This window comes from Streptomyces lateritius, assembly GCF_014649715.1.
Taxonomy (GTDB): Bacteria; Actinomycetota; Actinomycetes; order Streptomycetales; family Streptomycetaceae; genus Streptomyces; species Streptomyces lateritius.
On record NZ_BMTO01000010.1, the window covers coordinates 254,435 to 281,229 of the forward strand.

General features: G+C 73.1%; 23 protein-coding genes and 1 pseudogene. 13 read left to right on the top strand and 11 right to left on the bottom strand.

What is annotated here, in order from left to right:
• Positions 1 to 95: 95 nt before the first annotated feature.
• From IE136_RS22035 to mug, 3 genes are all read left to right on the top strand, one after another.
• Positions 96 to 878: an SGNH/GDSL hydrolase family protein gene (locus IE136_RS22035; protein WP_158985107.1), complete on the top strand. Its 783-nt coding sequence runs from the start codon at positions 96 to 98 to the stop codon at positions 876 to 878.
• Between the two features lie 96 nt (positions 879 to 974).
• Positions 975 to 2,414: an adenylosuccinate lyase gene (gene purB / locus IE136_RS22040; RefSeq protein WP_158985109.1), complete on the top strand. Its 1,440-nt coding sequence runs from the start codon at positions 975 to 977 to the stop codon at positions 2,412 to 2,414.
• A complete protein-coding gene (gene mug / locus IE136_RS22045) occupies positions 2,411 to 3,004 on the top strand; it encodes a G/U mismatch-specific DNA glycosylase (RefSeq protein WP_158994029.1) in 594 nt (197 codons plus the stop codon). The genes purB and mug overlap by 4 nt, the downstream gene beginning before the upstream one ends.
• On the opposite strand, the gene IE136_RS22050 is transcribed toward mug, so the two are convergent.
• On the bottom strand, positions 2,982 to 3,419 hold the full coding sequence (locus IE136_RS22050; protein WP_158985111.1) for a hypothetical protein: 438 nt from the start codon (positions 3,417 to 3,419) through the stop codon (positions 2,982 to 2,984). The genes mug and IE136_RS22050 overlap by 23 nt on opposite strands.
• A 198-nt stretch (positions 3,420 to 3,617) precedes the next feature.
• On the opposite strand from IE136_RS22050, the gene IE136_RS22055 reads away from it, so the two are divergent.
• The gene (locus tag IE136_RS22055) at positions 3,618 to 4,775 is read left to right on the top strand and encodes an ROK family transcriptional regulator (RefSeq protein ID WP_189601224.1); all 1,158 of its coding nucleotides are present in this window, start codon (positions 3,618 to 3,620) and stop codon (positions 4,773 to 4,775) included.
• A 47-nt stretch (positions 4,776 to 4,822) separates the two neighbouring features.
• On the opposite strand, the gene IE136_RS22060 is transcribed toward IE136_RS22055, so the two are convergent.
• Positions 4,823 to 5,686 (bottom strand): class I SAM-dependent methyltransferase, encoded by an 864-nt coding sequence (locus tag IE136_RS22060; protein ID WP_189601184.1) that lies wholly within the window; start codon positions 5,684 to 5,686, stop codon positions 4,823 to 4,825.
• 197 nt (positions 5,687 to 5,883) lie between these two features.
• On the opposite strand from IE136_RS22060, the gene IE136_RS22065 reads away from it, so the two are divergent.
• A complete protein-coding gene (locus tag IE136_RS22065) occupies positions 5,884 to 7,413 on the top strand; it encodes a glycosyltransferase family protein (RefSeq protein ID WP_229819016.1) in 1,530 nt (509 codons plus the stop codon).
• A gap of 52 nt (positions 7,414 to 7,465) precedes the next feature.
• Here IE136_RS22065 and IE136_RS22070 read toward each other — a convergent pair whose 3' ends face one another.
• Both IE136_RS22070 and IE136_RS22075 read right to left on the bottom strand, forming a co-directional pair.
• Complete coding sequence (locus tag IE136_RS22070; RefSeq protein WP_158985115.1) at positions 7,466 to 8,206, bottom strand: GntR family transcriptional regulator; 741 nt, start codon at positions 8,204 to 8,206, stop codon at positions 7,466 to 7,468.
• Positions 8,207 to 8,473: 267 nt separating this feature from the next.
• On the bottom strand, positions 8,474 to 9,358 hold the full coding sequence (locus tag IE136_RS22075; protein ID WP_158985117.1) for an RNA polymerase sigma-70 factor: 885 nt from the start codon (positions 9,356 to 9,358) through the stop codon (positions 8,474 to 8,476).
• 133 nt (positions 9,359 to 9,491) lie between these two features.
• Between IE136_RS22075 and IE136_RS22080 the strand changes: the two genes are divergently transcribed.
• The gene (locus IE136_RS22080; RefSeq protein WP_189601185.1) at positions 9,492 to 10,322 is read left to right on the top strand and encodes an alpha/beta fold hydrolase; all 831 of its coding nucleotides are present in this window, start codon (positions 9,492 to 9,494) and stop codon (positions 10,320 to 10,322) included.
• Between the two features lie 474 nt (positions 10,323 to 10,796).
• Here the strand turns inward: IE136_RS22080 and IE136_RS36965 are convergent.
• Positions 10,797 to 11,201 (bottom strand): annotated as a pseudogene (locus IE136_RS36965) (EamA family transporter); the annotation flags it as partial.
• 47 nt (positions 11,202 to 11,248) lie between these two features.
• On the opposite strand from IE136_RS36965, the gene pdxR reads away from it, so the two are divergent.
• Both pdxR and IE136_RS22095 read left to right on the top strand, forming a co-directional pair.
• Positions 11,249 to 12,766, top strand: coding sequence for a MocR-like pyridoxine biosynthesis transcription factor PdxR (gene pdxR / locus IE136_RS22090; RefSeq protein WP_189601186.1), 1,518 nt, complete (start codon positions 11,249 to 11,251; stop codon positions 12,764 to 12,766).
• Positions 12,767 to 13,103: 337 nt separating this feature from the next.
• Positions 13,104 to 14,561: a GNAT family N-acetyltransferase gene (locus IE136_RS22095; RefSeq protein ID WP_189601187.1), complete on the top strand. Its 1,458-nt coding sequence runs from the start codon at positions 13,104 to 13,106 to the stop codon at positions 14,559 to 14,561.
• On the opposite strand, the gene IE136_RS22100 is transcribed toward IE136_RS22095, so the two are convergent.
• Positions 14,479 to 15,693 carry a trans-sulfuration enzyme family protein gene (locus tag IE136_RS22100; RefSeq protein WP_373309107.1) on the bottom strand — a complete coding sequence of 405 codons (1,215 nt, stop codon included), beginning with the start codon at positions 15,691 to 15,693 and terminating at the stop codon, positions 14,479 to 14,481. The two genes, IE136_RS22095 and IE136_RS22100, sit on opposite strands and share 83 nt — an antisense overlap.
• A 59-nt stretch (positions 15,694 to 15,752) precedes the next feature.
• Here IE136_RS22100 and IE136_RS22105 point away from each other — a divergent pair, with 59 nt between their 5' ends.
• The 3 genes from IE136_RS22105 to IE136_RS22115 all read left to right on the top strand — a co-directional run bounded on the left by IE136_RS22105 (position 15,753) and on the right by IE136_RS22115 (position 18,555).
• A complete protein-coding gene (locus IE136_RS22105) occupies positions 15,753 to 16,250 on the top strand; it encodes an Lrp/AsnC family transcriptional regulator (protein ID WP_158985127.1) in 498 nt (165 codons plus the stop codon).
• Between the two features lie 49 nt (positions 16,251 to 16,299).
• Entirely contained in the window at positions 16,300 to 18,003 is a 1,704-nt protein-coding gene (locus tag IE136_RS22110; protein WP_189601188.1) for a DUF885 domain-containing protein, read from the top strand.
• Positions 18,004 to 18,108: 105 nt separating this feature from the next.
• Positions 18,109 to 18,555, top strand: coding sequence for an Lrp/AsnC family transcriptional regulator (locus tag IE136_RS22115; RefSeq protein WP_158985129.1), 447 nt, complete (start codon positions 18,109 to 18,111; stop codon positions 18,553 to 18,555).
• 41 nt (positions 18,556 to 18,596) lie between these two features.
• Here the strand turns inward: IE136_RS22115 and IE136_RS22120 are convergent, their stop codons facing one another.
• The 3 genes from IE136_RS22120 to IE136_RS22130 form a co-directional block, all read right to left on the bottom strand.
• Positions 18,597 to 21,950 (bottom strand): AAA family ATPase, encoded by a 3,354-nt coding sequence (locus IE136_RS22120; RefSeq protein ID WP_189601189.1) that lies wholly within the window; start codon positions 21,948 to 21,950, stop codon positions 18,597 to 18,599.
• Positions 21,947 to 23,119 (bottom strand): exonuclease SbcCD subunit D, encoded by a 1,173-nt coding sequence (locus IE136_RS22125; RefSeq protein ID WP_158985133.1) that lies wholly within the window; start codon positions 23,117 to 23,119, stop codon positions 21,947 to 21,949. Before IE136_RS22125 ends, IE136_RS22120 begins: the two co-directional genes overlap by 4 nt.
• A 78-nt stretch (positions 23,120 to 23,197) precedes the next feature.
• On the bottom strand, positions 23,198 to 23,824 hold the full coding sequence (locus IE136_RS22130; RefSeq protein ID WP_158985135.1) for a YigZ family protein: 627 nt from the start codon (positions 23,822 to 23,824) through the stop codon (positions 23,198 to 23,200).
• Positions 23,825 to 23,967: 143 nt separating this feature from the next.
• Here IE136_RS22130 and IE136_RS22135 point away from each other — a divergent pair, with 143 nt between their 5' ends.
• Positions 23,968 to 24,399 carry a CoA-binding protein gene (locus tag IE136_RS22135; protein WP_229819017.1) on the top strand — a complete coding sequence of 144 codons (432 nt, stop codon included), beginning with the start codon at positions 23,968 to 23,970 and terminating at the stop codon, positions 24,397 to 24,399.
• A 40-nt stretch (positions 24,400 to 24,439) separates the two neighbouring features.
• Here IE136_RS22135 and IE136_RS22140 read toward each other — a convergent pair whose 3' ends face one another.
• Positions 24,440 to 25,012, bottom strand: a complete 573-nt coding sequence (locus IE136_RS22140; protein WP_158985137.1) for a helix-turn-helix domain-containing protein — start codon at positions 25,010 to 25,012, stop codon at positions 24,440 to 24,442.
• 118 nt (positions 25,013 to 25,130) lie between these two features.
• Here IE136_RS22140 and IE136_RS22145 point away from each other — a divergent pair, with 118 nt between their 5' ends.
• Positions 25,131 to 26,000: a DMT family transporter gene (locus IE136_RS22145; protein WP_158985139.1), complete on the top strand. Its 870-nt coding sequence runs from the start codon at positions 25,131 to 25,133 to the stop codon at positions 25,998 to 26,000.
• A gap of 46 nt (positions 26,001 to 26,046) precedes the next feature.
• On the opposite strand, the gene IE136_RS22150 is transcribed toward IE136_RS22145, so the two are convergent.
• The gene (locus IE136_RS22150; protein ID WP_189601190.1) at positions 26,047 to 26,790 is read right to left on the bottom strand and encodes an acyltransferase; all 744 of its coding nucleotides are present in this window, start codon (positions 26,788 to 26,790) and stop codon (positions 26,047 to 26,049) included.
• Positions 26,791 to 26,795 lie beyond the last annotated feature (5 nt).

A 26,795-nucleotide genomic window follows, 5' to 3' on the forward strand; every position in this document is an offset into this window, starting at 1 on the left:
CCCCGTCTGATGTCGGCCCGGCGTCCGGCGGGTCACCTCCGGCGGTCCGCCTCCGTGGACCCGGCCCGCATACCGCACGGTATGATCGCTCCGCCATGGAGATGAATGCCACCTACACCAGTCTTGTCGCCGTGGGCGACAGCTTCACCGAGGGCATGTCGGACCGACTGCCCGACGGGACCTACCGGGGGTGGGCGGACCTCCTCGCGACCCGGCTGGCCGCCCGTACGCCCGACTTCCGGTACGCCAACCTCGCCGTCCGGGGAAAGCTCATCGGGCAGATCGTCGAGGAGCAGGTGGACGTGGCCGCCGCCATGAAGGCGGACGTGGTGACCCTGGTCGGCGGCCTGAACGACACCCTGCGCCCGAAGTGCGACATGGGACGGGTACGGGGCCTGCTCACCGAGGCGGTCGAGAAACTGGCACCGTCCTGCGGACAGCTGGTCCTGATGCGCAGCCCTGGCCGCAACGGTCCGGTCATGGAGCGCTTCCGGGCTCGCATGGAGGAGCTCTTCGGGTACGTCGACGAGCTCGCAGCCCGTCACGGCGCCCTGGTGGTCGACCTGTACGGCGCGCCCGCCCTCGGTGACCAGCGGATGTGGGACGTCGACCGGCTCCACCTGACCGGCGAGGGGCACCGGCGCGTGGCCGAGGCCGTGTGGCAGGCCCTGGGCATGGACCCGGAGGACGACTGGCGGGCGCCGCTGCCGCCGGCCCTGCCCCCGGGCTGGGTGACGCGGCGGATCGGCGACGCGCGCTTCGCCAGGGAGCACCTCGGCCCGTGGATCGGGCGCCGCCTCACCGGGCGCTCCTCCGGCGACGGCCGCCCGGCCAAGCGCCCGGACCTGCTGCCGTACCACCTGCCGCCGGAGTCCTGACAGGCGGGCGGGAGCGGGCGTGACGGGCGTCTCGTAGCAAGAGACGAACCCGGCCGTGGCGCTGGCCTGCACAAACCGCCAGTAGAATCAGGTCACGTGACTGCTGCTGCGAAGCCCCGTATCCCCAATGTCCTGGCCGGCCGCTACGCCTCCGCGGAGCTCGCCGTCCTCTGGTCCCCCGAGCAGAAGGTGAAGCTGGAGCGCCGGCTGTGGCTCGCGGTGCTGCGTGCCCAGAAGGACCTCGGGATCGAGGTTCCGGACGCGGCCCTCGCCGACTACGAGCGCGTGCTCGACCAGGTCGACCTCGCCTCCATCGCCGAGCGTGAGAAGGTCACCCGGCACGACGTGAAGGCCCGCATCGAGGAGTTCAACGCCCTCGCCGGTCACGAGCACGTCCACAAGGGCATGACCTCCCGCGACCTGACCGAGAACGTCGAGCAGCTGCAGATCCGCCTCTCGCTGGAGCTGATGCGCGACCGCGCCGTCGCGGTCCTCGCCCGCCTCGGCAAGCTCTCCGGGGAGTACGCCGAGCTGGTCATGGCCGGCCGCTCCCACAACGTCGCCGCCCAGGCCACGACGCTCGGCAAGCGTTTCGCGACGGCCGCCGACGAGCTGCTCGTCGCCTACGGCCGTCTCGAGGAACTGCTCGCGCGCTACCCGCTGCGCGGCATCAAGGGCCCGGTCGGCACAGCGCAGGACATGCTCGACCTGCTCGGCGGCGACGCGGCCAAGCTGGCGGAGCTGGAGCAGCGCATCGCCGGTCACCTCGGCTTCGCGCACGCCTTCACCTCGGTGGGCCAGGTCTACCCCCGCTCGCTCGACTACGACGTCGTCACCGCGCTCGTCCAGCTGGCCGCCGCTCCGTCCTCGGTCGCCAAGACGATTCGTCTGATGGCCGGCCACGAGCTGGTCACCGAGGGCTTCAAGCCCGGCCAGGTCGGCTCCTCCGCGATGCCGCACAAGATGAACACCCGCTCCTGCGAGCGTGTGAACGGCCTCATGGTCATCCTGCGCGGATACGCGTCGATGACCGGCGAGCTGGCCGGCGACCAGTGGAACGAGGGCGACGTCTCCTGCTCGGTGGTCCGCCGGGTGGCGCTGCCGGACGCGTTCTTCGCCCTCGACGGTCTCCTGGAGACCTTCCTGACCGTGCTCGACGAGTTCGGCGCCTTCCCGGCCGTCGTGGCCCGCGAGCTCGACCGCTACCTCCCCTTCCTGGCCACCACCAAGGTCCTGATGGGTGCCGTACGCGCCGGGGTCGGCCGCGAGCTCGCCCACGAGGCCATCAAGGAGAACGCCGTCGCCTCCGCCCTCGCCATGCGCGAGCAGGGAGCCGAGCGCAACGAGCTGCTCGACAAGCTGGCCGCCGACGAGCGGATCCCGCTGGACCGGGCGCAGCTCGACGCGCTGATGGCGGACAAGCTGTCGTTCACCGGCGCCGCCGCCGGCCAGGTCGCGGCCGTGGTCTCCCGTATCGAGGAGATCGTCAAGCAGCGTCCCGAGGCCGCCACGTACACCCCCGGGTCGATCCTCTGACCGGGTTCTCGCCGCAGGAGCTCGAGGCCGCTCGCGACCGTGTCGTCCCCGACGTGGTCGCGGGCGGCCTCTCCGTGCTCTTCTGCGGCATCAATCCGGGGCTGATGTCGGCGGCCACCGGCCACCACTTCGCGCGCCCGGGCAATCGGTTCTGGCCGGTGCTCGAACTGTCCGGCTTCACCCCGCGCAGGCTGAAACCGTCGGAGCAGGAGGAGTTGCTCTCGTACGGTCTCGGCATCACGAACGTGGTCGCACGGGCGAGCGCGCGGGCCGACGAGGTGAGCGACGAGGAGTTCCGCGAGGGCGGCAGACTGCTGACCGAGCGGGTGGAGCGGCTGCGGCCGAGGTGGCTGGCGGTCGTCGGCATCACCGCGTACCGCACGGCGTTCGGGGAGCGCCGTGCCGTCGTCGGCCCGCAGGAGCGGACCGTCGGGGAGACCCGGATCTGGGTCCTGCCCAACCCGAGCGGGCTCAACGCGCACTGGTCGGTGGGGGCGATGGCGGAGGAGTTCGCCCGACTGCGGGAGGCCGCGGGGGTCGAGGACCGACGGGGTCCGGACGGATCCCTCAGGGCGGGTCGACCGTCGTGACGACGGCGAGGAGCTGGAAGGGCAGCTCCTTGTCCCAGTTCGAGACGCCGAGGGCGGTCCACCGGCCCTCCACCCGCCACAGGTGCAGATCGGGCGCCTGGCCGCTCAGCGAGGACCAGGGCTCCGGTATGTCCTCGCCCGCCATGCCGCGCTCCAGGAGAGACCAGAGCCCCATGATCCGCGGCGGTCCCCAGCGCGCCGCGAGCAGCACCGACAGCGCGACCCGTTCCGCTTCGTACTGGTCGGCGACCTCCAACCAACGGGTGCCGTCGTCCTCCCAGAACTCCTCGCTGGTGGCGAGCTCGGCGATGTGGAAGCCCGGGCCGCTCTCTCCCAGCTCCGTCCGGCCCGGCGCCTCGGGGAAGGCGCGGGAGCGGAGTAAGTCGATCGCTGCCAGGTGGCGTGCCGTGGTCATGACCCCAGTAAAGCGCCGCCCACTGACAATTGGCGTTCCGTCAGACCTCACCCGCCTCACCCGCCGCATCACCCATCGCCTCACCCGCGGCTTCGCCCCGGCGCTCCGGCGGTCGAGCCGGCCGAGGGGGGCGCTCGCCGCACCCCCGGGCATTGAGTACCATCCGGCAAACATGTGCACGAGCTGGAGGGACACACGGTGGGGCGGCTGACCGGCGGGGATCCGTCGCTGCTGCGGCGGATCAATTCCGCGGTGGTACTCCATGCTCTGCGGGGCGCCGACGCGCTCACACTCACGGACCTGACCCGGGTCACGGGTCTGTCGCGCCCGACGGTCGAGGGCGTGGTCGAGGGGCTGATCGTCGGGGGGCTCGTCGTCGAGGCGGCGCCCGAGGAGGGCGAGGCCCGGCGGCAGGGGCGGCCGGCGCGGAGGTTCCGCTTCCGGGCGGAGGCCGGGCACCTGCTGGGGATCGAGATCGTCCCGCACCGGGTCGCCGCGCTGCTCTCGGGGCTCGACGGACGGATCATCGGCGCCGGGGCCCGCGAGGTCTCCGAGACGGCTCCCGCGGACGAGCGCCTGGAGCGGGTCCGTACGGTGGTCGCCGACGTGCTGCGCAGGGCCGGCGTCCCGCGCGCCAACCTACGGGCGGTCGGGGTGGGGACGCCGGGGATCGTGGAGGCGGACGGGACCGTGCGGCTCGGTACCGCGCTGCCCGGCTGGACCGGCCTGGCGCTCGGGGAGCGGTTGAGGCGGTCGTTCCGCTGCCCGGTGCTGGTGGAGAACGACGCGAACGCGGCGGCCGTCGCCGAGCACTGGAAGGGCGCGGCGACCGACTCCGACGACATCGTCTTCGTCCTCGCCGGGTTGAGCCCCGGCGCGGGTTCGCTGATCGGGGGGCGTCTGCACCGCGGGTACGGCGGGGCGGCCGGGGAGATCGGGGCGCTGCATCTGCTCGGCCGCGGGGTGACCCCCGAGCATCTGCTGTCGACCACGGACGAACCCCTTCACCCGTTGGACGAACAGGCGGTCGCCGAGGTGTTCGCGCTGGCCCGGAGGGGTGACGCCCGGGCCGGAGCCGCCGTGGAGCGGTTCACTCAGCGTCTGGTGCACGACGTGGCGGCCCTGGTCCTCGCGCTCGACCCGGAACTGGTGGTGATCGGTGGCTGGGCCGCCGGCCTGGACGGCGTCCTGCAGCCGCTGCGCGACGAACTCGCCCGCTTCTGCCTGCGGCCCCCGCGGGTGGTCCTGTCGATGCTGGGCGAGGCGGCGGTGGGCACGGGCGCGCTGCGTCTGGCCCTGGACCATGTGGAGGAGCAGCTCTTCGCGGTGGACGCCACGGTGACGGCCCGCCGCTGACGGGCGGGGGCGGACGAGCGGGCGGACAGAGCACAAGGGGCCATGGCTCAGGGCTCCACCGCGGGCACGTCGGCAGCCGCAGCCGGACGGGAAGGCCGCTCGTCGTCCCGGTCCGGGTCGGCCGCGGGGTGGGAGACGCGGAGTTTCGATTGACCATGGGGCAGTTGTTCCCAGTCGTCCATGAAGCGGGCGACGAGGCCGTGCTTCGCGGCCAGCCGCGTCAGCGTTTCCGTGCGGTAGTAGAAGTCCTCCCCCAGCACGTGGTGTTCGACTCCCTCCGTGCGGTCGAAGGTGAAGTCGAAGAATCCGCCGGGTGCCAGCACGCGTCCGACGTGCGCCAGGCATTCGTCGATGACGTCGGCCGGCGAGTGCGAGAAGACACTGTGGGCGTGTACCACCGTGAACCAGGCGTCCGGAAGGAAGTCCAGCTTCAGGTCGTCGACGGGGGTCAGATAGGGGCGCTTGGCCTGCAGACCGTAGCGGACCAGCGTCTTCTTGGCCTCGATGAGGATGTCGGGGGAGATGTCGATCCCGTAGTAGTGGCCGGGCTCCAGGTACTCGATGAACCGCCAGCCGGCGCGCAGGTTGCCGCAGCCGATCTCCAGCATCCGGTCCCGCGGCGTCAGCCCGTGCCCCACCAGGTAGTCGTACTGCATCTGTCCGATGGCCAGCCAGCGGTCGTGCGAGGGTCCGCCACCGACCGCCGCCTCGGGGCTGCGTGCCGTGTCGGAGGCCATCACGGCCCGGTAGTAGGCGACATGGCTGCCCCGGTGCCGCAGCCGCAGCCAGCTGTCCCGCCCCGCCCGGCGCAGGTAGGGCACAACGCGCTCCGGATGCCGCAGCGCGTAGCGCATCTTGTGGCCGAGCCGTGAACGGTTCACCGACAGGTGCGATGCGGGTCCGTGCTGCATGAAGGCCTCCGAGCCGTGTGTGGGCCGCCCCCTTGTCGGATGCTAACCACGGGCGTCGGGACGCGCCCCTCGCCCGTTCGGGAGAACCGTTCAGCCGAGTGCCCCGCCCCGCGTGGTGGACCCGGCACGGCCCCCGCAGCGTGGAGAGGTCAGGCCGGGGAATCGTCACCCGCCGCCCCTTCGAGCGAGGCCAGGACATGCAGGAAACACGATTCGTCTCCGGCCCACCGGAGCGGCCGCCGCGCGCGGAGCCCGAGCGCGGCTCTCCGCACGGGGCGGCCGCACGTCCACTGCCCCTGCTGGCGGGCGTCGGCGCCGCCTTCGCTCTCGTCCACCTCGCACTGGTCGCGCCCGGTCTCGGACTTGGCTGGGACGAGACCGTGTACGTCAGTCAGGTGAGCCCACAGGCACCGGCGGCCTTCTTCAGCGCGCCCCGGGCCCGGGGCATCACCTACCTCGTCGCTCCGGTCGCGGCGCTGACCACCTCCACGTCGGCGCTCCGCGTGTACATGGCCGTGCTGGCGGGCTGCGGCCTGTTCCTGGCCCTGTGGATGTGGCGACGGCTGCTGCCCGCTCCCGTGCTCGCGATCGCCGGGGCGCTGTTCGCGAGCCTGTGGGTGACGATGTTCTACGCCTCGCAGGCGATGCCCAACCTCTGGGTCGCCTACGGGGCCGTCGCCGCGGTCGGTTGCTTCCTACGGGCCGCACGGGACCCCGGCGACGGTCGCGCGCTGATCGTCATGGGCGCCGGGGTGGCGTTCGCCGCGCTGATGCGTCCGTCCGACGCGGTGTGGCTGGCCCTGGCGCTCGTGGTGGCGGCCCTGGTGATGCCGCGTACGCGTGGCAGGGGTCTGCTGGTTCTCGTGGCGGTCGCCGGCGTGGCTGTCGGATGCGCCGAGTGGGTGATCGAGGCGTACGTCCACTACGGCGGCCTCGCCGCCCGGCTGCGGCGGGCCAGCGAGATCCAGGGCCATCTCGGCTGGTACTTCGCCGTCGACGACCACGTGCGGGCCCTGGGCGGCCGGGCGCTGTGCCGGCCCTGCAACGTGCCCTGGCGGTACCCCGTCTCCGCCCTGTGGTTCTTCGCGCTGCCGCTGCTCGTGGCGGGCGGAGTCGTGTCCGCCGTCCGCGCCCGGAACCGCACACCTATCCTCCTCGCGACGGCGGTGGGGGTGGTGCTGGCGGCGCCGTATCTGCTCACCGTCGGATACGCGGCGCCCCGTTTCCTGCTTCCGGCCTACGCGCTGATGGCCCTGCCCGTGGCCCAGTGCCTGCTCTGGGCGTGCCTCGCCCCGCTTCGGTGGCGGCGCACCGCGGCAGGCCTCGTCATCCTGGCCGTCGTCGCCCACCTGGCGATCCAGTACGTCCTGGTCGTAGGGGTGGCGAACCGGGTACGGCGCGACGCCGTGGACCTCACGCGGATCGCGGCCGAACTGCGTGCCCAGGGCGTGCGACCGCCGTGCGTGATCAGCGGCGAAGAGGCGATCCGGATCGCGTTCCGTACCGGCTGCGCCTCCCGTCAGCCGGGCGGTCACGACGGAAGCATCACGCCGCGCGCCCTCGCGGCAATGGCCCTTCAGCAGCCCGTCGCGGTCCTCGTCGCCGACAAGGGGCGTCCTCCCGCGCACGCCCGCGAGTGGCGCGTCCACCCGCTTCCCGGCCTGGGTCCCCGGACCGGTTTCCGCGCCTACCTGTCACCTGCCGTCCTCCCGCGTCCGACAGGTTGAGACCTCCGGGAGAGTGGCGTCTGCGTCAGGAGGCCGGCAAGGCGCCCAGAGGTCAGGAGGCCATCACGAGGTCGCCCGAGTCGCCGAAGGTCAGGCGGCAGGTGTCGGCGCGGTAGGTGGCCACGGAGACCGCCGCCGTGCGGCCCTCGGAGAGGTAGCGGGTGGTCACGACGAGGACCGGGGCACCGGGCAGGCGGTCCAGTTCCTTGGCGTCGTCGACGCGGGCGGAGCCGAGCTCGACTGCGCGGTCCTGGCCGTCCAGGGCGAGGCGCTGGAGTTCGCGCAGCACGACGCGGGCCCGGGCCGGGCCGGTCGGGGTGTCGGTCGCGTTCAGCTCGGGAACCGAGCCGGACGGAACGTAGAGGAGTTCGGCCGCGACCGGCTGCTCCTGCGTGACGCGCAGCCGGCGCACCACGTGGACCTGCTCGTCGGGCTCGATGTCCAGGAGCCGTGCCACGGCGGGGGGCGCCACGGCGGAGGAGGCGTCCATGGACTGCCAGGTCTCCTCGGCGACGCCGGGCCAGGTGTGCTGGGTGGTGGAGACGTCCACGCCCACGCGCGGCGGGGCGACGGTCGTGCCGACGCCGCGGCGGCGCTGCAGGCGACCCTCGAGCTCCAGCTGCTCCAGGGCCTGACGGAGCGTCGCCCTGGCGACGCCGAAGCGCGCGGCGAGCTCCCGCTCGTTGGGGAGGATCTCGCCGACCGCGAAGTCGGAGTCGAGCGCCTCGCCGATCACGGTCTTGAGGTGCCAGTACTTCGGCTCCGGCACCGATTCCAGCTGCGTGGTCCCCACCCTGATCCTCCGCAATCGCCGTGTCGCCGGCGGTTTTCCGCGCCCTTGTTTATTAAAGGTTCCTGCACTAACTCTGCGACCATAAGACGGCACACACCCTTGGTCAAGACCAATCATCCGCCGGATGCCCTCGACGCGGGGCTCCGGCGTAGATCGTTCACAGGACGTTCGCGCCGCCGTGAGCCGTGCGTGAGCGGTGCGTGAGCCGTGCACAGCGCGGTGCCCCGTCTCCGGACCGGAGACGGGGCACCGCGTGGCCGGGGTGGGTCAGCCGATGCTCAGCGCGTGCAGCTTGTCGGGGTTGCGCACGATGTAGACGCACTGGACGCGCCCGTCCCGCGCCTCGATCTGGAAGAGGGTGTCCGGCCTGCCGCCGTCGAGCGTGAGCAGGGCGGGCGCTCCGTTGACCTCCAGGAAGCGGAACTCGTACGCGCTCTCGGCTCCCTGGGCGACGGCGGCGAGGAAGCGACCGACCTTGTCCGCGGTCTCCATGACCCGCAGGGGGGCCTTGGCCTTGCCGCCGCTGTCGCCGACGAGGCGCACGTCCGGGGCGAGGAGTGCCAGGAGCTGCTCGAGGTCCCCGCCGGCCGCCGCGGCGAGGAAGCGTTCGGTGAGGGCGCGGCGCTCGACCGGGTCGACGTCGTAGCGCGGCCTGCCTTCGTCGACGTGGCGCCGGGCGCGGCCGGCGAGCTGGCGGACGGCGGCCTCGGAGCGGTCGAGGGCGGTGGCGATCTCCCCGTAGGGGAAGCCGAAGGCCTCGCGGAGGACGAAGACGGCGCGTTCCAGCGGCGAGAGGGATTCGAGGACGACGAGGACGGCGAGCGAGACGGAGTCGGCGAGCATGGCGCGCTCGGCCGTGTCGGGGACGGCGGGACCGAAGTCGGTGACGACGGGTTCGGGCAGCCAGGGGCCCACGTAGGACTCGCGGCGCGCCTGGGCCTGACGAAGGCGGTCCAGGGCGAGCCGGGTGGTGATGCGGATGAGGTAGGCGCGGGGTTCGCGGACCTCTGCGCGGTCGGCCGCCGACCAGCGCAGCCAGGCGTCCTGGACCACGTCCTCGGCGTCGGCCGCGCGGCCGAGCATGCGATAGGCCACGCCGGTGAGCAGCGGGCGGTGTTCTTCGAAGACGTCTGTCGCTGTTTCGGTCGCCACGCCCCCATCCCAGCCGACCGGGCGGGGACCTGTCCAGTTCTGCCGGATCCCTTGAACTCGTGGCTACTGGACGGTAATTCTTGCTGACAGGGCGTCTAAGAGGTGCCCGGGGTCGAAGACAGGGAGCCGGCGCATGTCCGCAGAGATCTCGTTCACGACCGCGTCCCCGCGCGGGCCGCGCACGGTGTCCGTCACCTACGAACGCCGGGGCGCGGGCGAGCCGTTGCTGCTGCTCCACGGCATCGGGCACCACTGGCAGGCGTGGGAGCCGGTCCTCGACATCCTCGCCGCCGAACGCGACGTCATCGCCGTCGACCTGCCGGGGTTCGGCGCATCGGCCGCGCTGCCGGAGGACTGCGCGTACGACCTGTCGACCGTGGTGCCGGTGCTCGGCGCCTTCTGCGAGGCGCTCGGCGTCGAGCGGCCGCATGTGGCCGGCAACTCGCTGGGCGGACTGCTCTCCCTCCAACTGGGCAAGGAGAAGCTCGTACGCTCGGTGACCGCGCTCTCCCCGGCCGGGTTCTGGTCGGAGAGCGAGCGGCGGTACGCCTTCGGGACGCTGCTCGCGATGCGGGCCGCCGCGCTGTCGATGCCCGTGCCGCTGATCGAGCGGCTGTCCCGCAGCGCCGCCGGGCGGACCGTGCTCACCGGCACGATCTACGCCCGGCCCGCGCGGCGGTCACCCGAGGCGGCGGTCGCCGAGGCGCTCGCCCTTCGGGGCGCCCCCGGCTTCCGTCAGACCCTGGAGGCCGGCCGGAACGTGCTCTTCGCCGACGACGTGCCCGACGTGCCCGTCACCATCGCCTGGGGCTCCCACGACCGGCTGCTGCTGCGCCGCCAGGGCGTCCGGGCCAAGCGGACCATCCCCGGGGCACGGCTGGTGCGGCTGCCGGGCTGCGGTCATGTGCCCATGAACGACGATCCGGCTCTTGTCGCGCGGGTCGTTCTGGACGGCAGCCGCTGACCGGCCCGCGCGGGTGAACAGGCCGGTACCCAGGGCGGCCCCTGCCCCCACCAGGACACTGCCCGCGGCCTGCGGCAGGCCGAAGCCCCCGGTCGAGACGAGCACCGCGGTCAGGGCGGCGGCGACCGGGATCGCGCCGGTGTAGAGGGTCGCCCGTTCCATGCCGATCCGCTGGACCCCCATGTAGAAGAGGACGAATCCGACGACCGTGGCGAGGGCGGCCTGCCAGATCAGGGCGCCCGTCTCCACGGCCGTCGGCAGCCGCAGGAACGCGCCGCCGTCGACGACGAGACCGAGCAGGGCCGATTCCACGGCGGCGATGGCGCAGACCACCACCGTGAGCAGCTTCGGCCCGAGCGGGCGCAGCACGGGTACGGCGAGGACGGTGAAGCCGACCTCGCCCGCCAGTGCTCCGACCGAGTAGAGGAGACCGGCCGGGTCGGTACGGCCCCACCCCTGCACCGTGAACGCGCCGGCGGCGACGAGCAGGGCGCCGTACAGGACCGGCCGGCTGGGCCTGCGTCCCTCCAGGAGCGGGACGAGGACGGCGACCACGACCGGGGCGCAGCCGACCAGGACGCCGGGGACCGCGGGCTCGGCGGTGCGTTCCGCGGCGAGCACCGCGAGGTTGAAGCCGACCATGCCGACGGCGGCGAGCAGGGTCAGGCGGACCCAGTGACGGGCGGCCAGCGCCCTGAGCGGAGTGAGCCCCGCCGTGCCGAGGAGAGGCAGCAGGAGCAGGCAGGCGGCGCCGTAACGCAGGGCCTGTCCCCCCGCGTACGGGTAGTCGCCGAGGAGGCTGTTGGCGGTGAAGGAGGCACCGACGAGGGCGTAGGCGAGGGTCACCAGGAGCGCCCCGCGCAGGGAGTTCGCGTTCATGCTCCCGACGTTACGAACGCGGGCGGCCCCGTTTAAGGTCCACTTCCATGACGACTTCGGGGACCACTTCGGGGAACGCGGCGCCCGGCGAGGTGACTTCCGGGTCCGGTCCGCGGTCCGCCGTCTTCGGGACCCCTGCGCACGCCGCCTCCGACGTTCCCGGGGGCGGGCAGCCGGCCTGGGAGTTGCTGCTCCCGGCCGCGGCCGCTCCGGCGCGGCGGCGCGGCAGGGCGCTCCAGGAGGCACTGCGGAAGGCGGTGCGCACAGGCCGTCTGACGGCCGGGACCCGGCTGCCGTCGAGCCGCGAGCTGGCCGCCGACCTCGGTGTCTCACGGGGTCTGGTCACCGAGGCGTACGAACAGCTCACCGCCGAGGGCTATCTGCGCAGCGACCGGGGTTCGGGCACGTGGGTGGGCGACGCCGTCCGGGCGGCCGCCTCGCAGCCGGCGCGGGATCTGGCGCCCCGCGCGCCCGGTGTACGGGTGGACTTCCACCCCGGAACGCCGGACCTGGCGCTGTTCCCCCGCGCGGCCTGGGCGGCCGTCCAGCGGTCGGTCCTGGCCGGGCTGCCCCACCGGGCGCTCGGCTACCCCGATCCCCGCGGGCTGCCGGAGCTGCGGACGGCGCTGGCGGGGATGCTGGCGCGACGGCGCGGGGTGGTGGCCGATCCCGAACGGCTCGTGGTGTGCTCAGGGGTGGCGCAGGCGTCGACGCTGCTCGGCTTCGTCCTGCGGGCACGGGGGCTGAGGACCGTCGGCATCGAGGATCCGGGCAGCCCTGAGCACGGCCGTCTCTTCGCGTCCACCGGCATGGAGACCCTGTGGCTGCCGATGGACGAAGAGGGGCTGCTGCCGGGTCCCCTCGCCGCGTCGGGGATACGGGCGGTGGTGACGACCCCCTCGCACCAGTTCCCCTCCGGGATCGCGTACTCCGCCGCACGCCGGGCCGCGCTGCTGGACTGGGCCCGGGCGGTCGACGGCTACATCCTGGAGGACGACTACGACGGTGACTTCCGCTACGACCGGGCGCCGGTCGGGGCGCTGCAGGGACTCGATCCGGAACGGGTCGCGTACACCGGCTCGGTGAGCAAGTCGCTCGCCCCCGGGCTGCGGCTCGGCTGGATGCTGGTCCCGGAGGCGCTGGTGGCGGAGGTCGTGGAGCGCAAGCGGACGATGGACCTGGGCAATCCGGCGCTGGACCAGGCGCTGCTCGCGGAGTTCGTGACACGCGGCGGCTACGACCGGCAGCTGCGGCGCTGTCAGCGCGCGTACCGGGAGCGGCGGGACGCCTTGGTGGCGGCCTTGGAGGAGCACTTCCCGGGCACCGGGGTGAGCGGGATCGCGGCCGGACTGCACATCATCGCGCGCGTGCCCCGGCGTTACGGTCCGACCTCGCGCTTCGTGGAGCGGGCCGCGTCCGCCGGGGTGGCCCTGCGTCCGCTGGAGGAGTACGGCACGGCACGGCCGACGGACGGAGCCGTCCGGCTGGTCATCGGGTACGCCCATCTGACCCCGTCCGAGATCGCGCGGGGCGTACGGCTGGTCGCGGAGGCGGCGGGGCGGTAGGGGGAGGCGGGACTTCGCGGACACGACCCAGGCCGCGTTCCCTGGAGGCCGAGGGGGGCCGGCGCCCCGGTGCGGTCCCACGGGGTTCCTGTGGGCGCCGGTGTGGCTGACCGCCGATGCGCACCACCCCGCGGCGCAGCACTACGCGCCGGAGCGGGCGGCCTTACAGGACTACGCGCCGTTCTGGCAGTTCGTCTCCGGGCCGCACTCCACCACGAGGCCGATCAAGGTCTGCCGCAATCAGAGAAAATCAGTCACTAAGGCCCCAGATCGGCGCTTAACCCGTCAGTCACAAAGCGTTCGTGATCACGCAACACCGTTGGGTCACAGTGAAGTCATGACTGATGTGACTTCTGCGAAGAGTGCCCGCCGTCCCCACCACTGGCGGCGGGACCTCATCGAACTGGCCGCCCTGTTCACGGCGGTGGTGGTGGCCGACACGATCGCCAAGACCGTCGTCCGCGGCGCCGAGGGTCCGTACATGCTGGTGTTCTCGGCGATCGCGCTGATCGCCACCGCCACCTTCCACACCTGGTGGGCGCGGCGCCACAGCCATGCGCCCCCGGCCTCCGATCCCGCCGGCACGGCATCGCCCCTGCCGACGACGGCTCACGCCGGCACGAGCACGGCCCCCGGCACCGGCGTCGCCGCCTCCGGCGAACGGACCGACTCCGAGGAGCCCGTCGAGACGGTGCTCTGGCGTATGAGGACCACCGTCCGTGACGCCCCGGGCAGCCTGGCCGCGCTGTGCACGGCCCTGGCCCGCCACGAGGTCGACATCCTGACCCTGCAGACGCACCCGCTGGCCGAGGGCACCGTCGACGAGTTCCTGTTGCGCGCCCCCGCCCCCCTCCAGGCCAACCAGCTCACCCGGGAGATCGCGGCGGCCGGCGGCAGCAGCACCTGGATCGAGCGGGCCGATGCCCACGACCTGGTGGACACCCCGACCCGGCTGCTCGGTCTGGCCACCCGGACCGCCCTCGACGCGGCCGAACTCCCTCTCGCGCTGCGCCAGCTCCTCGGCCGCTGCACCATCCACTCCCTGCCCGCCGTCTCCCTGAGCGGCCGCCCCACCGGGGAGACCGCCCCGGTCGAGGGCGTCCTGGAGGAGACGGTGATGCGGCTGCGCGACCCGAGCGGCGGGGCTATCACCATCGAGCGGCCCTATCTGCCGTTCACCCCGACCGAGTTCGCCCGCGCCCGGGCCCTCGTCGAACTCGACGCCCGGCTCGGCCCGCGCGTCCCGCGGAGCCAGGACGTCCTCACTCTCCCCGAGGGCAACGAGATCACGGTCCGCCGCGCCGACCAGCGCGATGTGGCCGCGGCGCGCGCCATGCACGACCGCTGCTCCGCGCGGACCCTCGGCATGCGCTACCACGGACCGGTGAGCGACGCCGACCGCTACCTCAACCACCTGCTCAGCCCGCGCTTCGGCCGGACACTCGCGGTACAGACGACCTCCGGCCGACTCGTCGCCCTGGGTCATCTGCTCTGGGACGGCGACGAGACGGAGGTGGCTCTGATGGTCGAGGACGACTGGCAGCGCAGGGGCATCGGCTCCGAACTCCTGGGCCGCCTGGTCGCCATGGCCGAGGAGGCCGGATGCGAGAGCGTCTACGCCGTGACCCAGTCGTCCAACACCGCGATGGTCGCCGCGATGCGGGCGCTGAACCTCCCCCTCGACTACCAGATCGAGGAGGGGACGCTGGTCATCACCGCCCGACTGGCCGCGACGGGGCGGCCGGGCCGTCGGCCGCACGAGGAGCACGCACCGTTTCAGCGGGTGGAGCGCTGAGGGCCTGGGTGAGATCCCGCCACAGGTCCTCGACGTCCTCCAGACCGACCGACATCCGCAGCAGCCGGTCGCTGACGCCCGCCGAGCGCCGGTCTCCCTCGGCAACGATCCGGTGGCTGATCGAGGCCGGGTGCTGGATCAGGGTGTCGACGCTGCCGAGGCTGACCGCCGGCGTGATCAGCCGTACGCCGGCGATCACGTCGTGCGGGTCTCCGTACACCTCGAAGGAGACCATCGCGCCGCCCACCCGGGGGTAGTGGACCCGGGCGATGCGCGGGTCGGTGGCGAGCCGCCGGACCAGTTCGGCGGCCGTCGCGGACGCGGCCCGCACCCGGACCGGCAGGGTGGAGAGGCCGCGCAGCAGCAGATAACCGGCCAGGGGATGGAGCACACCGCCGGTCGCGAACCGCACCTGGCGCAGCGCACGGGCGAACTCGTCGTCGCAGGCCACGACGCCGCCCATGACGTCACCGTGCCCGCCCAGGTACTTGGTCGCGCTGTGCAGCACGATCCGCGCGCCCTCCTCGACCGGCCGCTGGAGCACCGGGGTGGCGAAGGTGTTGTCCACCAGCAGCGGCACCGAACCGCAGGCGTGGGCCAGCGCCCGGATGTCGACCTCGGCGAGAGTCGGGTTCGCCGGAGACTCGACCATCACCAGGCCGGTGTCGGGCCGGATCGCGTCCGCGACGCCCGCCGGGTCGGTCCAGGTGACCTCGGTGCCGAGCAGGCCCGCGTTCAGCAGATGGTCACTGCAGCCGTACAACGGCCGGACGGCGACCACATGGCGCAGACCGAGGCTCGCCCGTACCAGGAGGACGGCGGTGAGCGCCGCCATGCCGCTGGCGAAGGCCACCGCGTCGTCGGCGCCCTCCAGGCGGGCGAGTGCCGTCTCGAAGCGGGCGGTGGTGGGGTTGTCCAGGCGCGCGTAGACGGGCGGTCCGTCCAGCCGGGCTCCCGTGGTGGCGAACTCGTCGATCCGCGCTGCCTCGGCGCGGGTGTCGTACGACGGATAGGTGGTGGACAGATCGATCGGCGGGGCGTGCAGACCGAGCTCCGCGAGATCTTCGCGGCCCGCGTGCACGGCTTCGGTGGCCAGAGCCCTGGGGGTGGAGGCGTCGTAGTCCATGTACATGACCGCACTGTGAACGGATACCGGAAAGTAACGGGATATGACCGTGCTACGTTCGGCAGATGGCCGATTCTGTCGTACTGGACGCGGTCGATCTGCACATTCTTCGCCTCTTGCAGAACGACGCCCGGACCACATACCGCGAGCTCGCCGCCGAGGTGGGCGTGGCACCCTCCACCTGCCTGGACCGGGTGGCGCGGCTACGCCGCACGGGAGTGATCCTGGGGCACCGGCTACGACTGGATCCGGCCAAACTCGGCCGTGGACTGGAAGCGCTCCTCCTCGTCCAGGTCCGCCCGCACCGGCGCGAACTGATCGGTCCGTTCGTCGACAGGATTCGCGCGCTTCCGGAGTCACGCGCGCTGTTCCATCTCACCGGACCCGACGATTATCTCGTGCACGTGGCCGTGGCCGACCCCGCCGACCTGCAGCGACTTGTCCTGGACGAGTTCACCTCGCGCCGCGAGGTGGCCCGCGTGGAAACCCGGCTGATCTTCCAGCAGTGGGAGTGCGGACCGCTTCTGCCTCCCGTTCCGGGCGCTCATTTGTCGGCCGACTGAGATCGATCGAGGGTGACGCGGGCACGACGGAGGCATCAGGATGAGCCTCATGCCAGAGACTTCCAGCAGCCCGCTGCCCCGCCAGGTCGCCGACACCTACGTCGACGCACTCATCGCACTCGACCCGATCACCGGTACATACCTGGGAGTCAAAGAGAGCGCCGGGCTCCTCCCCGACTTCTCGCCGGCCGGACAGGAGGCGGTGGCCGAACTCGCCCGCGACACCCTGGCCCTCCTCGACGAGGCCGAGCGGCGGCCCGGCGCGGAAACCGACGCCGAACGACGCTGCGGCCGTCTGCTGCGCGAGCGTCTGACGGCCGAACTCGCCGTCCACGACGCCGAAGAGGGCCTCTGCGCGGTCAGCAACATGCGCTCCCCCGCGCACAGCGTGCGGATGGTGTTCACGGTGATGCCGACGGAGACCGAGGAGGACTGGGAGGCCGTGGGCCGACGGCTGCGCGCGGTGCCGGCGGCGCTCGAGGGCTACCGGGCCTCGCTCGCGCTCGGCCTGGAGCGCAAGCTCCTCGGCGGGCCGCGGGCCACCGCCACCTTCGTCGACCAGCTCACGGAATGGTCGGGCGGAAGCACCGGCGGCCGGGGCTGGTTCGAGGAGTTCGCCGCCTCCGGTCCGGAGTCCCTGCGTCCGGAGCTGCGGACGGAGCTCGCCGCGGCGTCCCGCGGCGCGACCGAGGCGGTCGCGGAGCTGCGGGACTGGATGCGCGACGTCTACGCCCCGGCCGTGGCGGACGCACCCGACACGGTCGGCCGCGAGCGGTACCAGCGGTGGTCGCGCTACTTCAACGGCACCGACCTGGACCTCGACCAGGCCTACGCGTACGGCTGGTCCGAGTACCACCGCATCCTCGGTGAGATGCGGACGGAGGCGGAGCGCATCCTTCCGGGTGCCGGCCCGTGGGAGGCGCTCGCGCACCTCGACGTCCACGGCACCCACATCGAGGGCGTCGAGGAGGTCAGGGTCTGGCTGCAGAACCTGATGGACGAGGCCATCGAGGCGCTGGACGGCACCCACTTCGAACTCGCCGAGCGGGTACGGCGGGTGGAGTCCCACATCGCCCCGCCCGGCGGCGCCGCCGCCCCGTACTACACCGGTCCCTCCGAGGACTTCTCGCGCCCGGGCCGCACCTGGCTGCCGGTCGACGGCGAGACGCGCTTCCCGGTGTACGACCTGGTGTCGACCTGGTACCACGAGGGCGTTCCCGGCCATCACCTCCAGATCGCGCAGTGGGTGCACGTCGCCGACCGGCTCTCCCGTTACCAGGCGACGATCGGCGGGGTCAGCGCGAACGCTGAGGGGTGGGCGCTCTACGCGGAGCGGCTGATGGACGAGCTGGGGTTCCTGCCGGACGCCGAGCGACGGCTCGGGTACCTTGACGGGCAGATGATGCGCGCCTGTCGGGTGATCGTCGACATCGGCATGCACCTGCGCCTGGAGATCCCGGCGGACTCGCCGTTCCACCCGGGCGAGCGGTGGACGCCGGAGCTGGCGCAGGAGTTCTTCCAGCGACACAGCAGCCGGCCGCCGTCCTTCGTCGAGAGCGAGATGACCCGCTATCTGTCGATGCCGGGACAGGCGATCGGCTACAAGCTGGGCGAGCGGGCATGGCTGCTGGGTCGCGCCAACGCGCGCGCGGCGCACGGCGACGCGTTCGACGCGAAGGCCTGGCACATGGCGGCGCTGTCGCAGGGGCCGCTGGGCCTGGACGACCTGGTGGACGAGATCTCGCGCCTCTGAGCGCACGGCTCTCACAGGGGAATCCGGCCCCTTCCCCGTACCGGACGGTGAGAACTCCCCGGGCATCCCTTGATCGCCCGGGGATTCCCCTGCTATTTCTCGGTCATGACCGGATACGCACCGGACGCCACCGACTGGCGCATCCTCGAAGTCCTGCAGTCCCAGGGAAGGGCCACCTTCGCCGAGCTGGCCCGGGCCGTCTCCATGTCCGCCTCCGCCGTCACGGAGCGGGTGCGCCGACTGGAGGAGGCCGGCGTGATCGCCGGGTACACGGCCGTGGTGGACCAGGAAAGGCTCGGTCTGCCGGTCCTCGCCTTCGTCCGGCTGCGCTACCCGCACGGCAACTACAAGCCGTTCCACGACCTGACCGCCACCACCCCGGAGGTCCTGGAGGCACACCATGTGACGGGCGACGACTGCTTCGTGCTCAAGGTCGCGGCACGCTCCATGAAGCACCTCGAGGAGATCACCGGGAAGATCGCCGCCCTGGGCTCCGTGACGACGAGCGTCGTCTACTCCTCCCCCCTGCCGCGGCGTTCCATCAGCCGCTGACTCGCGTCCCCGAGTCAGGCGCCTCAGTTGCCTCAGGCGCCTCAGTCGCCGAGAGCGTCCGCCGTACGGAGCCTCACGGCCGAGCCGTGCCGCTCCTTGACCACCTCCAGCTGGGCCGGGATACGGCGACGCAGATCGCCGACATGGCTGACGATGCCCACGCTGCGGTCCCTCTCGCGCAGCGAGTCGAGGACGTCGAGCACCTCGTCGAGGGTCTGGTCGTCCAGGCTGCCGAAGCCCTCGTCGATGAAGAGGGTGTCGAGCCGGACACCGCCGGCCTCGTCGGTGACGACGTCGGCGAGGCCGAGGGCGAGCGCCAGGGAGGCGAAGAACGTCTCTCCGCCCGAGAGGGTGGCGGTGTCGCGCTCGTTGCCGGTCCAGGCGTCCACGACATGGAGCCCGAGGCCCGCGCGCCGGCCGCCGGAGCGGGCGTCGGAGTGGACGAGGGTGTAGCGACCCGAGGACATGCGCTGGAGCCGGGCCGAGGCCGAGGCCGCGACCTGTTCGAGCCGGGCGGCCAGGACGTACGACTCCAGGCGCATCTTGCGTTCGTTCTCCGCCGAGGTGCCGGCCGTGAGTCCGGCGAGCCGGGCGACCCGTTCGTACGTCTCACGGAGCGGTCCGAGCCGGCGCACCTCGGTGTCGGCCTGCTGGGAGAGCCGCGCCAGTTCGGCGCACCGGTCGCGTACGGCGGCGAGGGCCGCCGTGGCGCCCCGCAGGGCCCGTTCGGCGGCGGTGTGCGTGGCCTCGGTCTGCGCGGGGTCGGCGGGGGGACACTCGGCGGCGGCGCGGGTCTCCGGCTCCGCGAGCCGGTCGGCGACAGCGGCCGCCTCCGCCTGCCAGGCGTCCAGGCGGCTCTGGAGGGTGCGGCGTTCGCCGTCCTCCAGGAGCGCGGCGGCGGCCGCGGCGGGCGTGTCGAACCCGGCGCGGAACGCGGCGTCGGCGAGCCGGTCGTCGGCCTCCTTCAGCCGTTGGGCGGTGGTGTCGACGGTCCGTACGGTCTCGGCGGCGTCGATCAGGATGGCGATGCGCCGCTCCAGGCGTGAGGCGTGCTCGGCGACGCTGCCCGACTCCCCCCGGCCCCGGGCCAGTTCCGCGTCCAGGACGGTCTGCTCCCGGTCGAGCGCCTCGCGCTGCGAGGTGCGCGCGGCGACCCGCCGCTCGGCGTCCCGCTGGGCCGCGAGCCGGCTCTCGTACTCCCGCTCCGCTCGGGCGAGCGCCTCGCGCGCGCCGTGCGTCTGCCCGGCGAGCGCGTGCGCCTCCGCGTGCTGCCGTGTCAGCTCCTCGACCTCGCGGGTCAGTTCCTCGACACCGGGCTCGGATACGCCGGAATCCTCGCGGGCGGCCGACTCCACGGCTCGCGCCCCGGCACCCTGCACGGGCACGGTGTCGAGCCGAACCCTGTGACCGTCCGCCGCGTCGGGGCGCGGGATCTCGGCCCCGCCCTCGGACAGCGCCCCCTCCGGAGCGTCGCCCGGCGTGCCACCCGGCACGTCCCTTCCGTCGACCGGTCCGGCCGAGGCGGGGGCGGTAGCGGGCGCTGGGTCGGCGGCGTCCTCCCCTCGCACGGCAACGGCACCCTCTCCCCTGGCGGGAGCGCCGCCGCCTCGGGCCCGGGAAGCGGTCGCCACGCGCGCCGCGGCGGCCACCTCGACCGCGCCGGGCACCGGCCCCGCGAGGACCTCCGCGCTGGCCGCTGACCAGGCTTCCCTGAGAACCGCGAGCTCTCGTTCGGCCGTGGTCCTGGCCTCGTCCGCGTGCGTGAAGGCGGCGTAGGCGGTGTCCTCCGTCGCCCGGTCCACGTGGTCGGCGCCGGTGCGTGCCGGGGCCGGGTGGTCGGCCGAGCCGCAGACCTGGCACGGGTCGCCAGGGGTCAGGGCGGCGGCCAGTTCGGCGGCGATGCCCCGCAGGCGGCGGGACTTGATGTCGAGCCACGCCTCGTGCGTCTCGTTGCGGTGTTCGCGGGCGGCCGTCAGCCGGGCCTCGGCGGCCTTCGCTTCCTCGGCCAGGCCGTCGCGGCGGCGGGCCGCCGCGAGCCTGCGACGGGCGGGTTCGAGCCGGCCGGCGAGGTGCTCGGCGCGGGCCGCGGCCTCCTGGGCGGATTCGATACGCGCCATGAGCTCCGCCCGGCGGGGCTCCCACCCGGCGAGCCAGCCGCCCGCGTCCTGGAGGATCTCTTCGTCGGCGCGCGCCTGCCGCTCCAGAGTGGAACGCTCCCGGGTGACCTCGGCGCTGCGCCGCTCGGCCCGCCGGGCCGACTCCAGCCCGCCCAGCTCCTCGCGCAGCCGCCGCTCCAGCGTGGACAGCTGCTCCGTTCCCGCGTCGGCCAGGTCGGGCGGCAGCAGGCCGCGCGTGCGCTCCCGGGCCCCGCTCGCCGCCGCGTGGTCGCGCTCGGCGTCGGCGCGCAGTGCCAGCGCGGGCGCCACCCGGTCGGCCTTGAGAGCCCGGTCCAGGGTGGCCTCCCAGGCGTCCCGCTCGGCTCTGCGCGTCTCCAGTTCCTCCTGCCGCCGCAGGGCCTCGGCGTACCGCGCCTGCCGCGCCGCGAGGTCGCGCTCGGCGTCGAGCGCCCGGCGGGCGGCGGCCTGTCGGCTCTCGGCGGCGGTGACGGCCGAGCCCGCGATGCCGAGCGCCTCGCGCGCATCGGAGCGGGCCAGGGCCGCCCAGGTCTGGACGGCTTCGGCGAGTCCCGGCTCACCGGGCCGTTCCGCCACGACGGTACCGCCGGCTACCTGCGCCATCCGGTGGGCGAGCGCGAGGAGCCGCTCATCCCCGTCCCGTACCTGCTGCTCGGCGGCGCGCCGCAGATCGGCGAGGCGCTCCTCGACGGCCGCGAACCGGCGGGTGTCGAAGAGCCGCCCGAGCAGTTTGCCGCGCGCCTCGGCGTCGGCCCGCAGGAAGCGCGCGAAGTCGCCCTGCGGCAGGAGCACGACCTGGCAGAACTGTTCCCGGCTCATGCCGAGGAGCTGGGTGATCTCCTCGCCGATCTCCTGGTGAGAGCGGCTGAGTCCGGCCCACTCACCGGTCCCGGGGTCGTACTCGCGCAGCCAGCTCTGGGCCTTCTCCGTGGTGAAGCCGCCGCCCCGCTTCTTGGGCCGCGGCTGGGCGGGCCGCCGGGTGATCTCCAACCGACGCTCCCCCACGGTCAGCTCGAGCGTGACCTCGGTGTACGTCCCGGCCTGGGCGTGGTCGCTGCGCAGCGAGGCGCCCGGGCTCTGCCGGGCGCCGGGCACGGCGCCGTACAGGGCGTAGCAGACGGCGTCCAGGACGGAGGTCTTCCCGGCGCCGGTCGGTCCGTGGAGGAGGAAGAGCCCGGCGGAGGAGAGCGCGTCGAAGTCGATCTCCTGCGTGGTGCCGAACGGCCCGAAGGCGGTGACGGCGAGGCGGTGCAGTCTCACCGGCCGCTCACCTCGCGCTCCGCCGCGTCCACCCGTACGTCGTCGAAGGCGCCGTACAGCACCGTCCGCTCGGCGCCGTCCGGTCCGGCGCCGCCGCGTACATGGGCCACGAAGTCCTCCGCGATCTGCTGGTCGCTGCGGTCCCGCAGCCGCTGCGCGTACGAGGCGAGCGGGTCGCCCTCGGTGCGCTCGGGCTCGAAGACCAGGCTGAGGGTGTGCGGGAAGCGTTCGACGAGCCGGGCCATGGGTTCGGCCGGCCGCAGGGGGTCGGTGAGCGTCGCCTCGACCCAGGACCGCTCGTGCCGTACGAGGGCGGGGTCGGCCAGCAGGTCGTCGAGCCGGCCCCTGATCCGGGCCAGCGCCCTCGGCACGGGGCAGTCGATGCGCTCGGCGGTCTCGATCCCGCCCTCGGGGCCGAGGTCGATCAGCCACATCGTCTTGCGGTGCTCGGCCTCGGAGAAGGAGTACGCCAGGGGGGAGCCGGAGTAGCGCACGCGCGGGGTGACGGCCTGGCTGCCGTGGAGGTGGCCGAGGGCGACGTAGTCGACACCGTCGAAGACTCCGGCCGGGACGGCCGCGACTCCGCCGACGGTGATGTCCCGCTCGCTGTCGCTGGGCTCGCCTCCGGCGACGAAGGCGTGGGCGAGGACGACGGACCGGGTGGAGGCGGACCGTTCGGCGAGGTCGGCGCGCACCCGGTCCATGGCGGCGCCGAGCACGGCCTCGTGCCCCGCCTTCTCCACGCCGAACCGCTCGCGGACGAGGGCGGGTTCGAGATAGGGCAGCCCGTACAGGGCCACGTCTCCGTGGGCGTCCGTGAGCAGGACGGGGGTGCCGACTCCCGCCGGGTCGGTACGGAGGTGGATCCCGGCGCGTTCGATGAGTCCGGCGCCCACGCCGAGGCGGCGTGCCGAGTCGTGGTTCCCGGAGATCATCACCGTCGGCACGCCCGCCTCGGCGAGGCGGTGCAGGGCCGTGTCGAAGAGCTCGACGGCGCTCAGCGGCGGTACGGCCCGGTCGTAGACATCCCCGGCGACCAGCACCGCGTCCACCTCGCGCTCGAGCACCGTCGCCACCAGGTGGTCGAGGAACGCGGCCTGGGCGTCGAGCAGGCTCACCCGGTGGAACGACCGTCCCAGGTGCCAGTCCGAGGTGTGCAGGAATCTCATGATCGAGGAGCGTATCGGTGGGGTCGGACATCGGCCGGGGGTTCGTGGATTCCGAAGGCCGGTCGCGAGTGAAGCCGCTCAGGCATCGCCGTATGCCTCGCCGCCGAGCTCGAGCCGCGCGGTGCCCGCCGTCGCGTCGGCGAGCCAGGCGCGGAACCCGGCCACGTCGGCGTCCGGCAGGCCGATCTCGAGGGTGACGGCCTCGCCGTACCGCACGTCGCGCACCGCCCGCCCGGTAGCCCGCAGCTCGTTCTCCAGCCGGCCCGCGCGCTGGTGGTCGACGGTGACGGTGGCGAGGCGGAAGCGCTGCCGGGTGACGGTGCCGAGCACGTCGAGGGCCTCGCCGACGACGCCTCCGTACGCGCGGATGAGACCGCCCGCGCCGAGCTTCACGCCGCCGTAGTAGCGGGTGACGACGGCGGCGACGTACCGCACCTCGCGCCGCATGAGCATCTGGAGCATCGGGACCCCGGCCGTGCCCCCGGGCTCGCCGTCGTCACTGGCCTTCTGTACGGCCGCGTCGGCGCCGATGACGTACGCGAAGCAGTTGTGCGTGGCGGTCGGGTGCTCCTTGCGGACGCGTGCGACGAAGTCCTGCGCCTCCTGCTCGGTCGCGACGGGCGCGAGCGCGCAGATGAAGCGCGAGCGGTTGATCTCGGTCTCGTGCACACCCTCGCGAGCGAGCGTGCGGTACTGCTCCTGCATCCCGCCACCCTAGTGTGTCGCCGTCGGCCCGTAGGGACCGGCACCCGCTCCAGGGGGTTACCCGGCGGCGGGAATCGGCGGGAATCACGGTGGGCTCCGGTTCGTTGTCGACGGTGACCAGCCGATCCACCGGGAGGCAGCACGTGACCATCGAGACGACCAGCGCCGGGACCACCGAGTCGGACACGGTACGGAAGATCCTGACCGCCACGGGCGACACCTGGGCCGTCGTCGGGCTCTCCTCGAACCGGTCGCGTGCGGCGTACGGCGTCGCCGCGGAGCTGCAGCGCTACGGCAAGCGGATCGTGCCCGTCCACCCGAAGGCGGAGACGGTGTACGGCGAGCAGGGCTACGCCTCGCTCGCCGACATCCCGTTCCCGGTGGACGTCGTCGACGTGTTCGTCAACAGCGAGCACGCGGGGCAGATCGCGGACGAGGCGGTGGCGATCGGCGCCAAGGCCGTCTGGTTCCAGCTCGGTGTGGTCGACGAGGACGCGTACACGCGGACCCGTGCGGCCGGCCTCGACATGGTCATGGACCGCTGCCCGGCCATCGAGATCCCGCTGCTCGGCTGAACCGGGCCCGCCGTGCCCGGCTCACGGGGGTCCGGTCGCCTCAGCGTACGGGCGGGATGGAGACGGCCATGGTCATCTCGACCTTCTCCTCACCGTCGTTGCGATAGGCGTGCGGCAGGTTCGCCTCGAAGACGGCCGACGTTCCGGCCGGCAGCTTGTGCTCCTCGCCCTCGACCACCAGGGTGAGCACCCCCTCGGTGACGTGCAGCAGCTCGGTCGTGCCGTCGGGGTGGGGGTCGGAGGCGCTGCCGTCGCCGGGCATGAGCGTCCAGGACCAGAGTTCCAGCGGCCCGCGCGCCTCGGTGCCGACCAGGAGGGTGGTGTGGCTGCCGGTGGAGGTGGACCACATGCGCACGGCCTGGCTCGGCGGGACGAGACGGACCTGGGGGCCCTGCTCGTAGTCGAGGAGGGTGGTGATCGAGACTCCGAGGGCGTCCGCGAGCTTCACGGTGGTGCCGACGCTGGGGTTCGTGCGGGCCTGCTCGATCTGGATGATCATGCCGCGGCTCACGCCGGCGCGCGCCGCGAGCGCGTCGAGGGTGAAGCCGCGTTCGTTGCGCCACCGCTTGAGGTTCCGCGCGAGCGACTGCGTGAGCTGATCGAGGTCCGACACATTCCGTCCAATATTTTGGATGACAGAGTTCATTATATTGAACTACTGTTGTGGTCTATCGAAGTGTACCCAGCTGTACACCGCACTGTACTGCGCGACCGCCGTCTGCGAGGAACCCATGACCGCTCTGTTCGCCCTGGCCACCGCACTCCTGTGGGGACTGGCCGACTTCGGCGGCGGGCTGCTCACCCGGCGCATGCCGGCCCTGACGGTCGTCGTCGTCTCCCAGGCGATCGCGGTCGTCGTCCTCGGCGCGATCGTGGTGGCCACCGGCGGCTGGAGCGAGGCCGGACCACAGCTCTGGTACGCGGTCGCGGCGGGTGTGGTCGGCCCGGTGGCGATGCTCTGCTTCTACAAGGCCCTGGCCCTCGGGCCGATGGGCGTGGTCTCCCCCCTCGGCTCCCTCGGCGTCGTCGTCCCCGTGTCCGTCGGCCTGCTGATCGGCGACCGGCCGGGGCTGCTGCAGTTCGCCGGAATCGGCGTGGCGATCGTCGGCATCGTGCTGGCCGGCGGCCCGGAGCTGCGCGGCGCGCCGGTACAGCGCCAGGCGGTCCTCCTCACCCTCGTCGCCGCCTTCGGGTTCGGCTCGGTGATGGCGCTGATCGCCGAGGCCTCCTCCACCCTCACCGGGCTCTTCCTCGCGCTGTTCGTACAGCGGGTCACCAACGTCGCGGTGGGCGGCGCGGCGCTGTTCGTCTCCGTGAAGCGGGGCGGGCGGGCGCTGCCCGAGGACGGCGGCGGCGTGAAGGCCGTCCTGGCGGCCCTCCCGGCACTCGCCTTCGTGGGTCTGGCCGATGTCGCCGCCAACGGCACGTACTCGATCGCCGCGCAGAACGGTCCCGTGACCGTCGCCGCCGTCCTGGCCAACCTCTACCCGGTGATCACGGCGCTGGCCGCCCGCGGCGTGCTCAAGGAACGGCTGCGGGCGGTGCAGGCAGCCGGCGCGGGCCTGGCGCTGGTCGGCACCGTGCTCCTCGCGACAGGCTGAGCGCCCGCTCGCCGTCCGGCCCTGATCGGCCCTCGCGGTTCCCTGATCAGCTCTCGGCGAGATCCCACTCCGCGAGGGCGGCGAGCTGCTCGGAGGTCACACCGTCCGGGATCGGCACGGGAGGTGGCGTACGCAGCGGCGGCTGCCAGCCCTTCTCCGGGTCCCAGCTCCGTACGATCCGGGCCGGGGCCCCGGCGACCACCGAGTGGTCCGGTACCTCTCCCCGTACGACGGCGCCGGCCGCCACGACCACGTTGCGCCCGAGGCGCGCGCCCGGCAGGATCACCGCGCCCGTGCCCACCCAGCAGCCCGGGCCGATCTCGACCGGCTCGGAGCGGGGCCACTGCCGGCCGACCGGCTCGTGGGGATCGTCGTAACTGTGGTTGGTCGAGGTGATGTAGACGTACGGCCCGCAGTACGTGTCCGAGCCGATGGTCACCGTGGTGTCGGCGATGACGTGACTGCCGCGCCCCAGGACGACGCCGTCGCCGAGGGTCAGGATCGGGGCGGGACCGAGGTCGAGTCCGGGGAGCATGCCGGCGGTGAGGGTGACCTGCTCGGCGATGATGCAGTGCTCGCCGATCTCGATCCAGGGTTCACCGAAGACCGTGCCCTGCGGGAAGGCGAGCCGGGTCCCGGCGCCCAGGCGGCGGAAGCGCAGCTTGCCGGGGTGCTCCGCGGTGACGGCGCCGGCCTGCTGCACCCAACGCCGGCCGCCCTGCAGGGCGTGGGCGACCACCCGGCGCCGCCAGACGGTGAAAGATGAGAACGTGTTTCTGTTCCTCGGCACCCGCA

What these genes read in the sequence shown, in the direction of transcription:
- IE136_RS22145 (WP_158985139.1), top strand. Translation starts at nt 25,131, where the DNA reads ATGACCGCTCTGTTCGCCCTGGCCACCGCACTCCTGTGGGGACTGGCC.
- pdxR (WP_189601186.1), top strand. Translation starts at nt 11,249, where the DNA reads ATGACGACTTCGGGGACCACTTCGGGGAACGCGGCGCCCGGCGAGGTG.
- IE136_RS22095 (WP_189601187.1), top strand. Translation starts at nt 13,104, where the DNA reads ATGACTGATGTGACTTCTGCGAAGAGTGCCCGCCGTCCCCACCACTGG.
- IE136_RS22035 (WP_158985107.1), top strand. Translation starts at nt 96, where the DNA reads ATGGAGATGAATGCCACCTACACCAGTCTTGTCGCCGTGGGCGACAGC.
- IE136_RS22060 (WP_189601184.1), bottom strand. Translation starts at nt 5,686, where the DNA reads ATGCAGCACGGACCCGCATCGCACCTGTCGGTGAACCGTTCACGGCTC.
- IE136_RS22065 (WP_229819016.1), top strand. Translation starts at nt 5,884, where the DNA reads ATGCAGGAAACACGATTCGTCTCCGGCCCACCGGAGCGGCCGCCGCGC.
- IE136_RS22125 (WP_158985133.1), bottom strand. Translation starts at nt 23,119, where the DNA reads ATGAGATTCCTGCACACCTCGGACTGGCACCTGGGACGGTCGTTCCAC.
- IE136_RS22080 (WP_189601185.1), top strand. Translation starts at nt 9,492, where the DNA reads ATGTCCGCAGAGATCTCGTTCACGACCGCGTCCCCGCGCGGGCCGCGC.
- IE136_RS22100 (WP_373309107.1), bottom strand. Translation starts at nt 15,693, where the DNA reads ATGTACATGGACTACGACGCCTCCACCCCCAGGGCTCTGGCCACCGAA.
- IE136_RS22050 (WP_158985111.1), bottom strand. Translation starts at nt 3,419, where the DNA reads ATGACCACGGCACGCCACCTGGCAGCGATCGACTTACTCCGCTCCCGC.
- IE136_RS22130 (WP_158985135.1), bottom strand. Translation starts at nt 23,824, where the DNA reads ATGCAGGAGCAGTACCGCACGCTCGCTCGCGAGGGTGTGCACGAGACC.
- IE136_RS22105 (WP_158985127.1), top strand. Translation starts at nt 15,753, where the DNA reads ATGGCCGATTCTGTCGTACTGGACGCGGTCGATCTGCACATTCTTCGC.
- IE136_RS22115 (WP_158985129.1), top strand. Translation starts at nt 18,109, where the DNA reads ATGACCGGATACGCACCGGACGCCACCGACTGGCGCATCCTCGAAGTC.
- IE136_RS22110 (WP_189601188.1), top strand. Translation starts at nt 16,300, where the DNA reads ATGCCAGAGACTTCCAGCAGCCCGCTGCCCCGCCAGGTCGCCGACACC.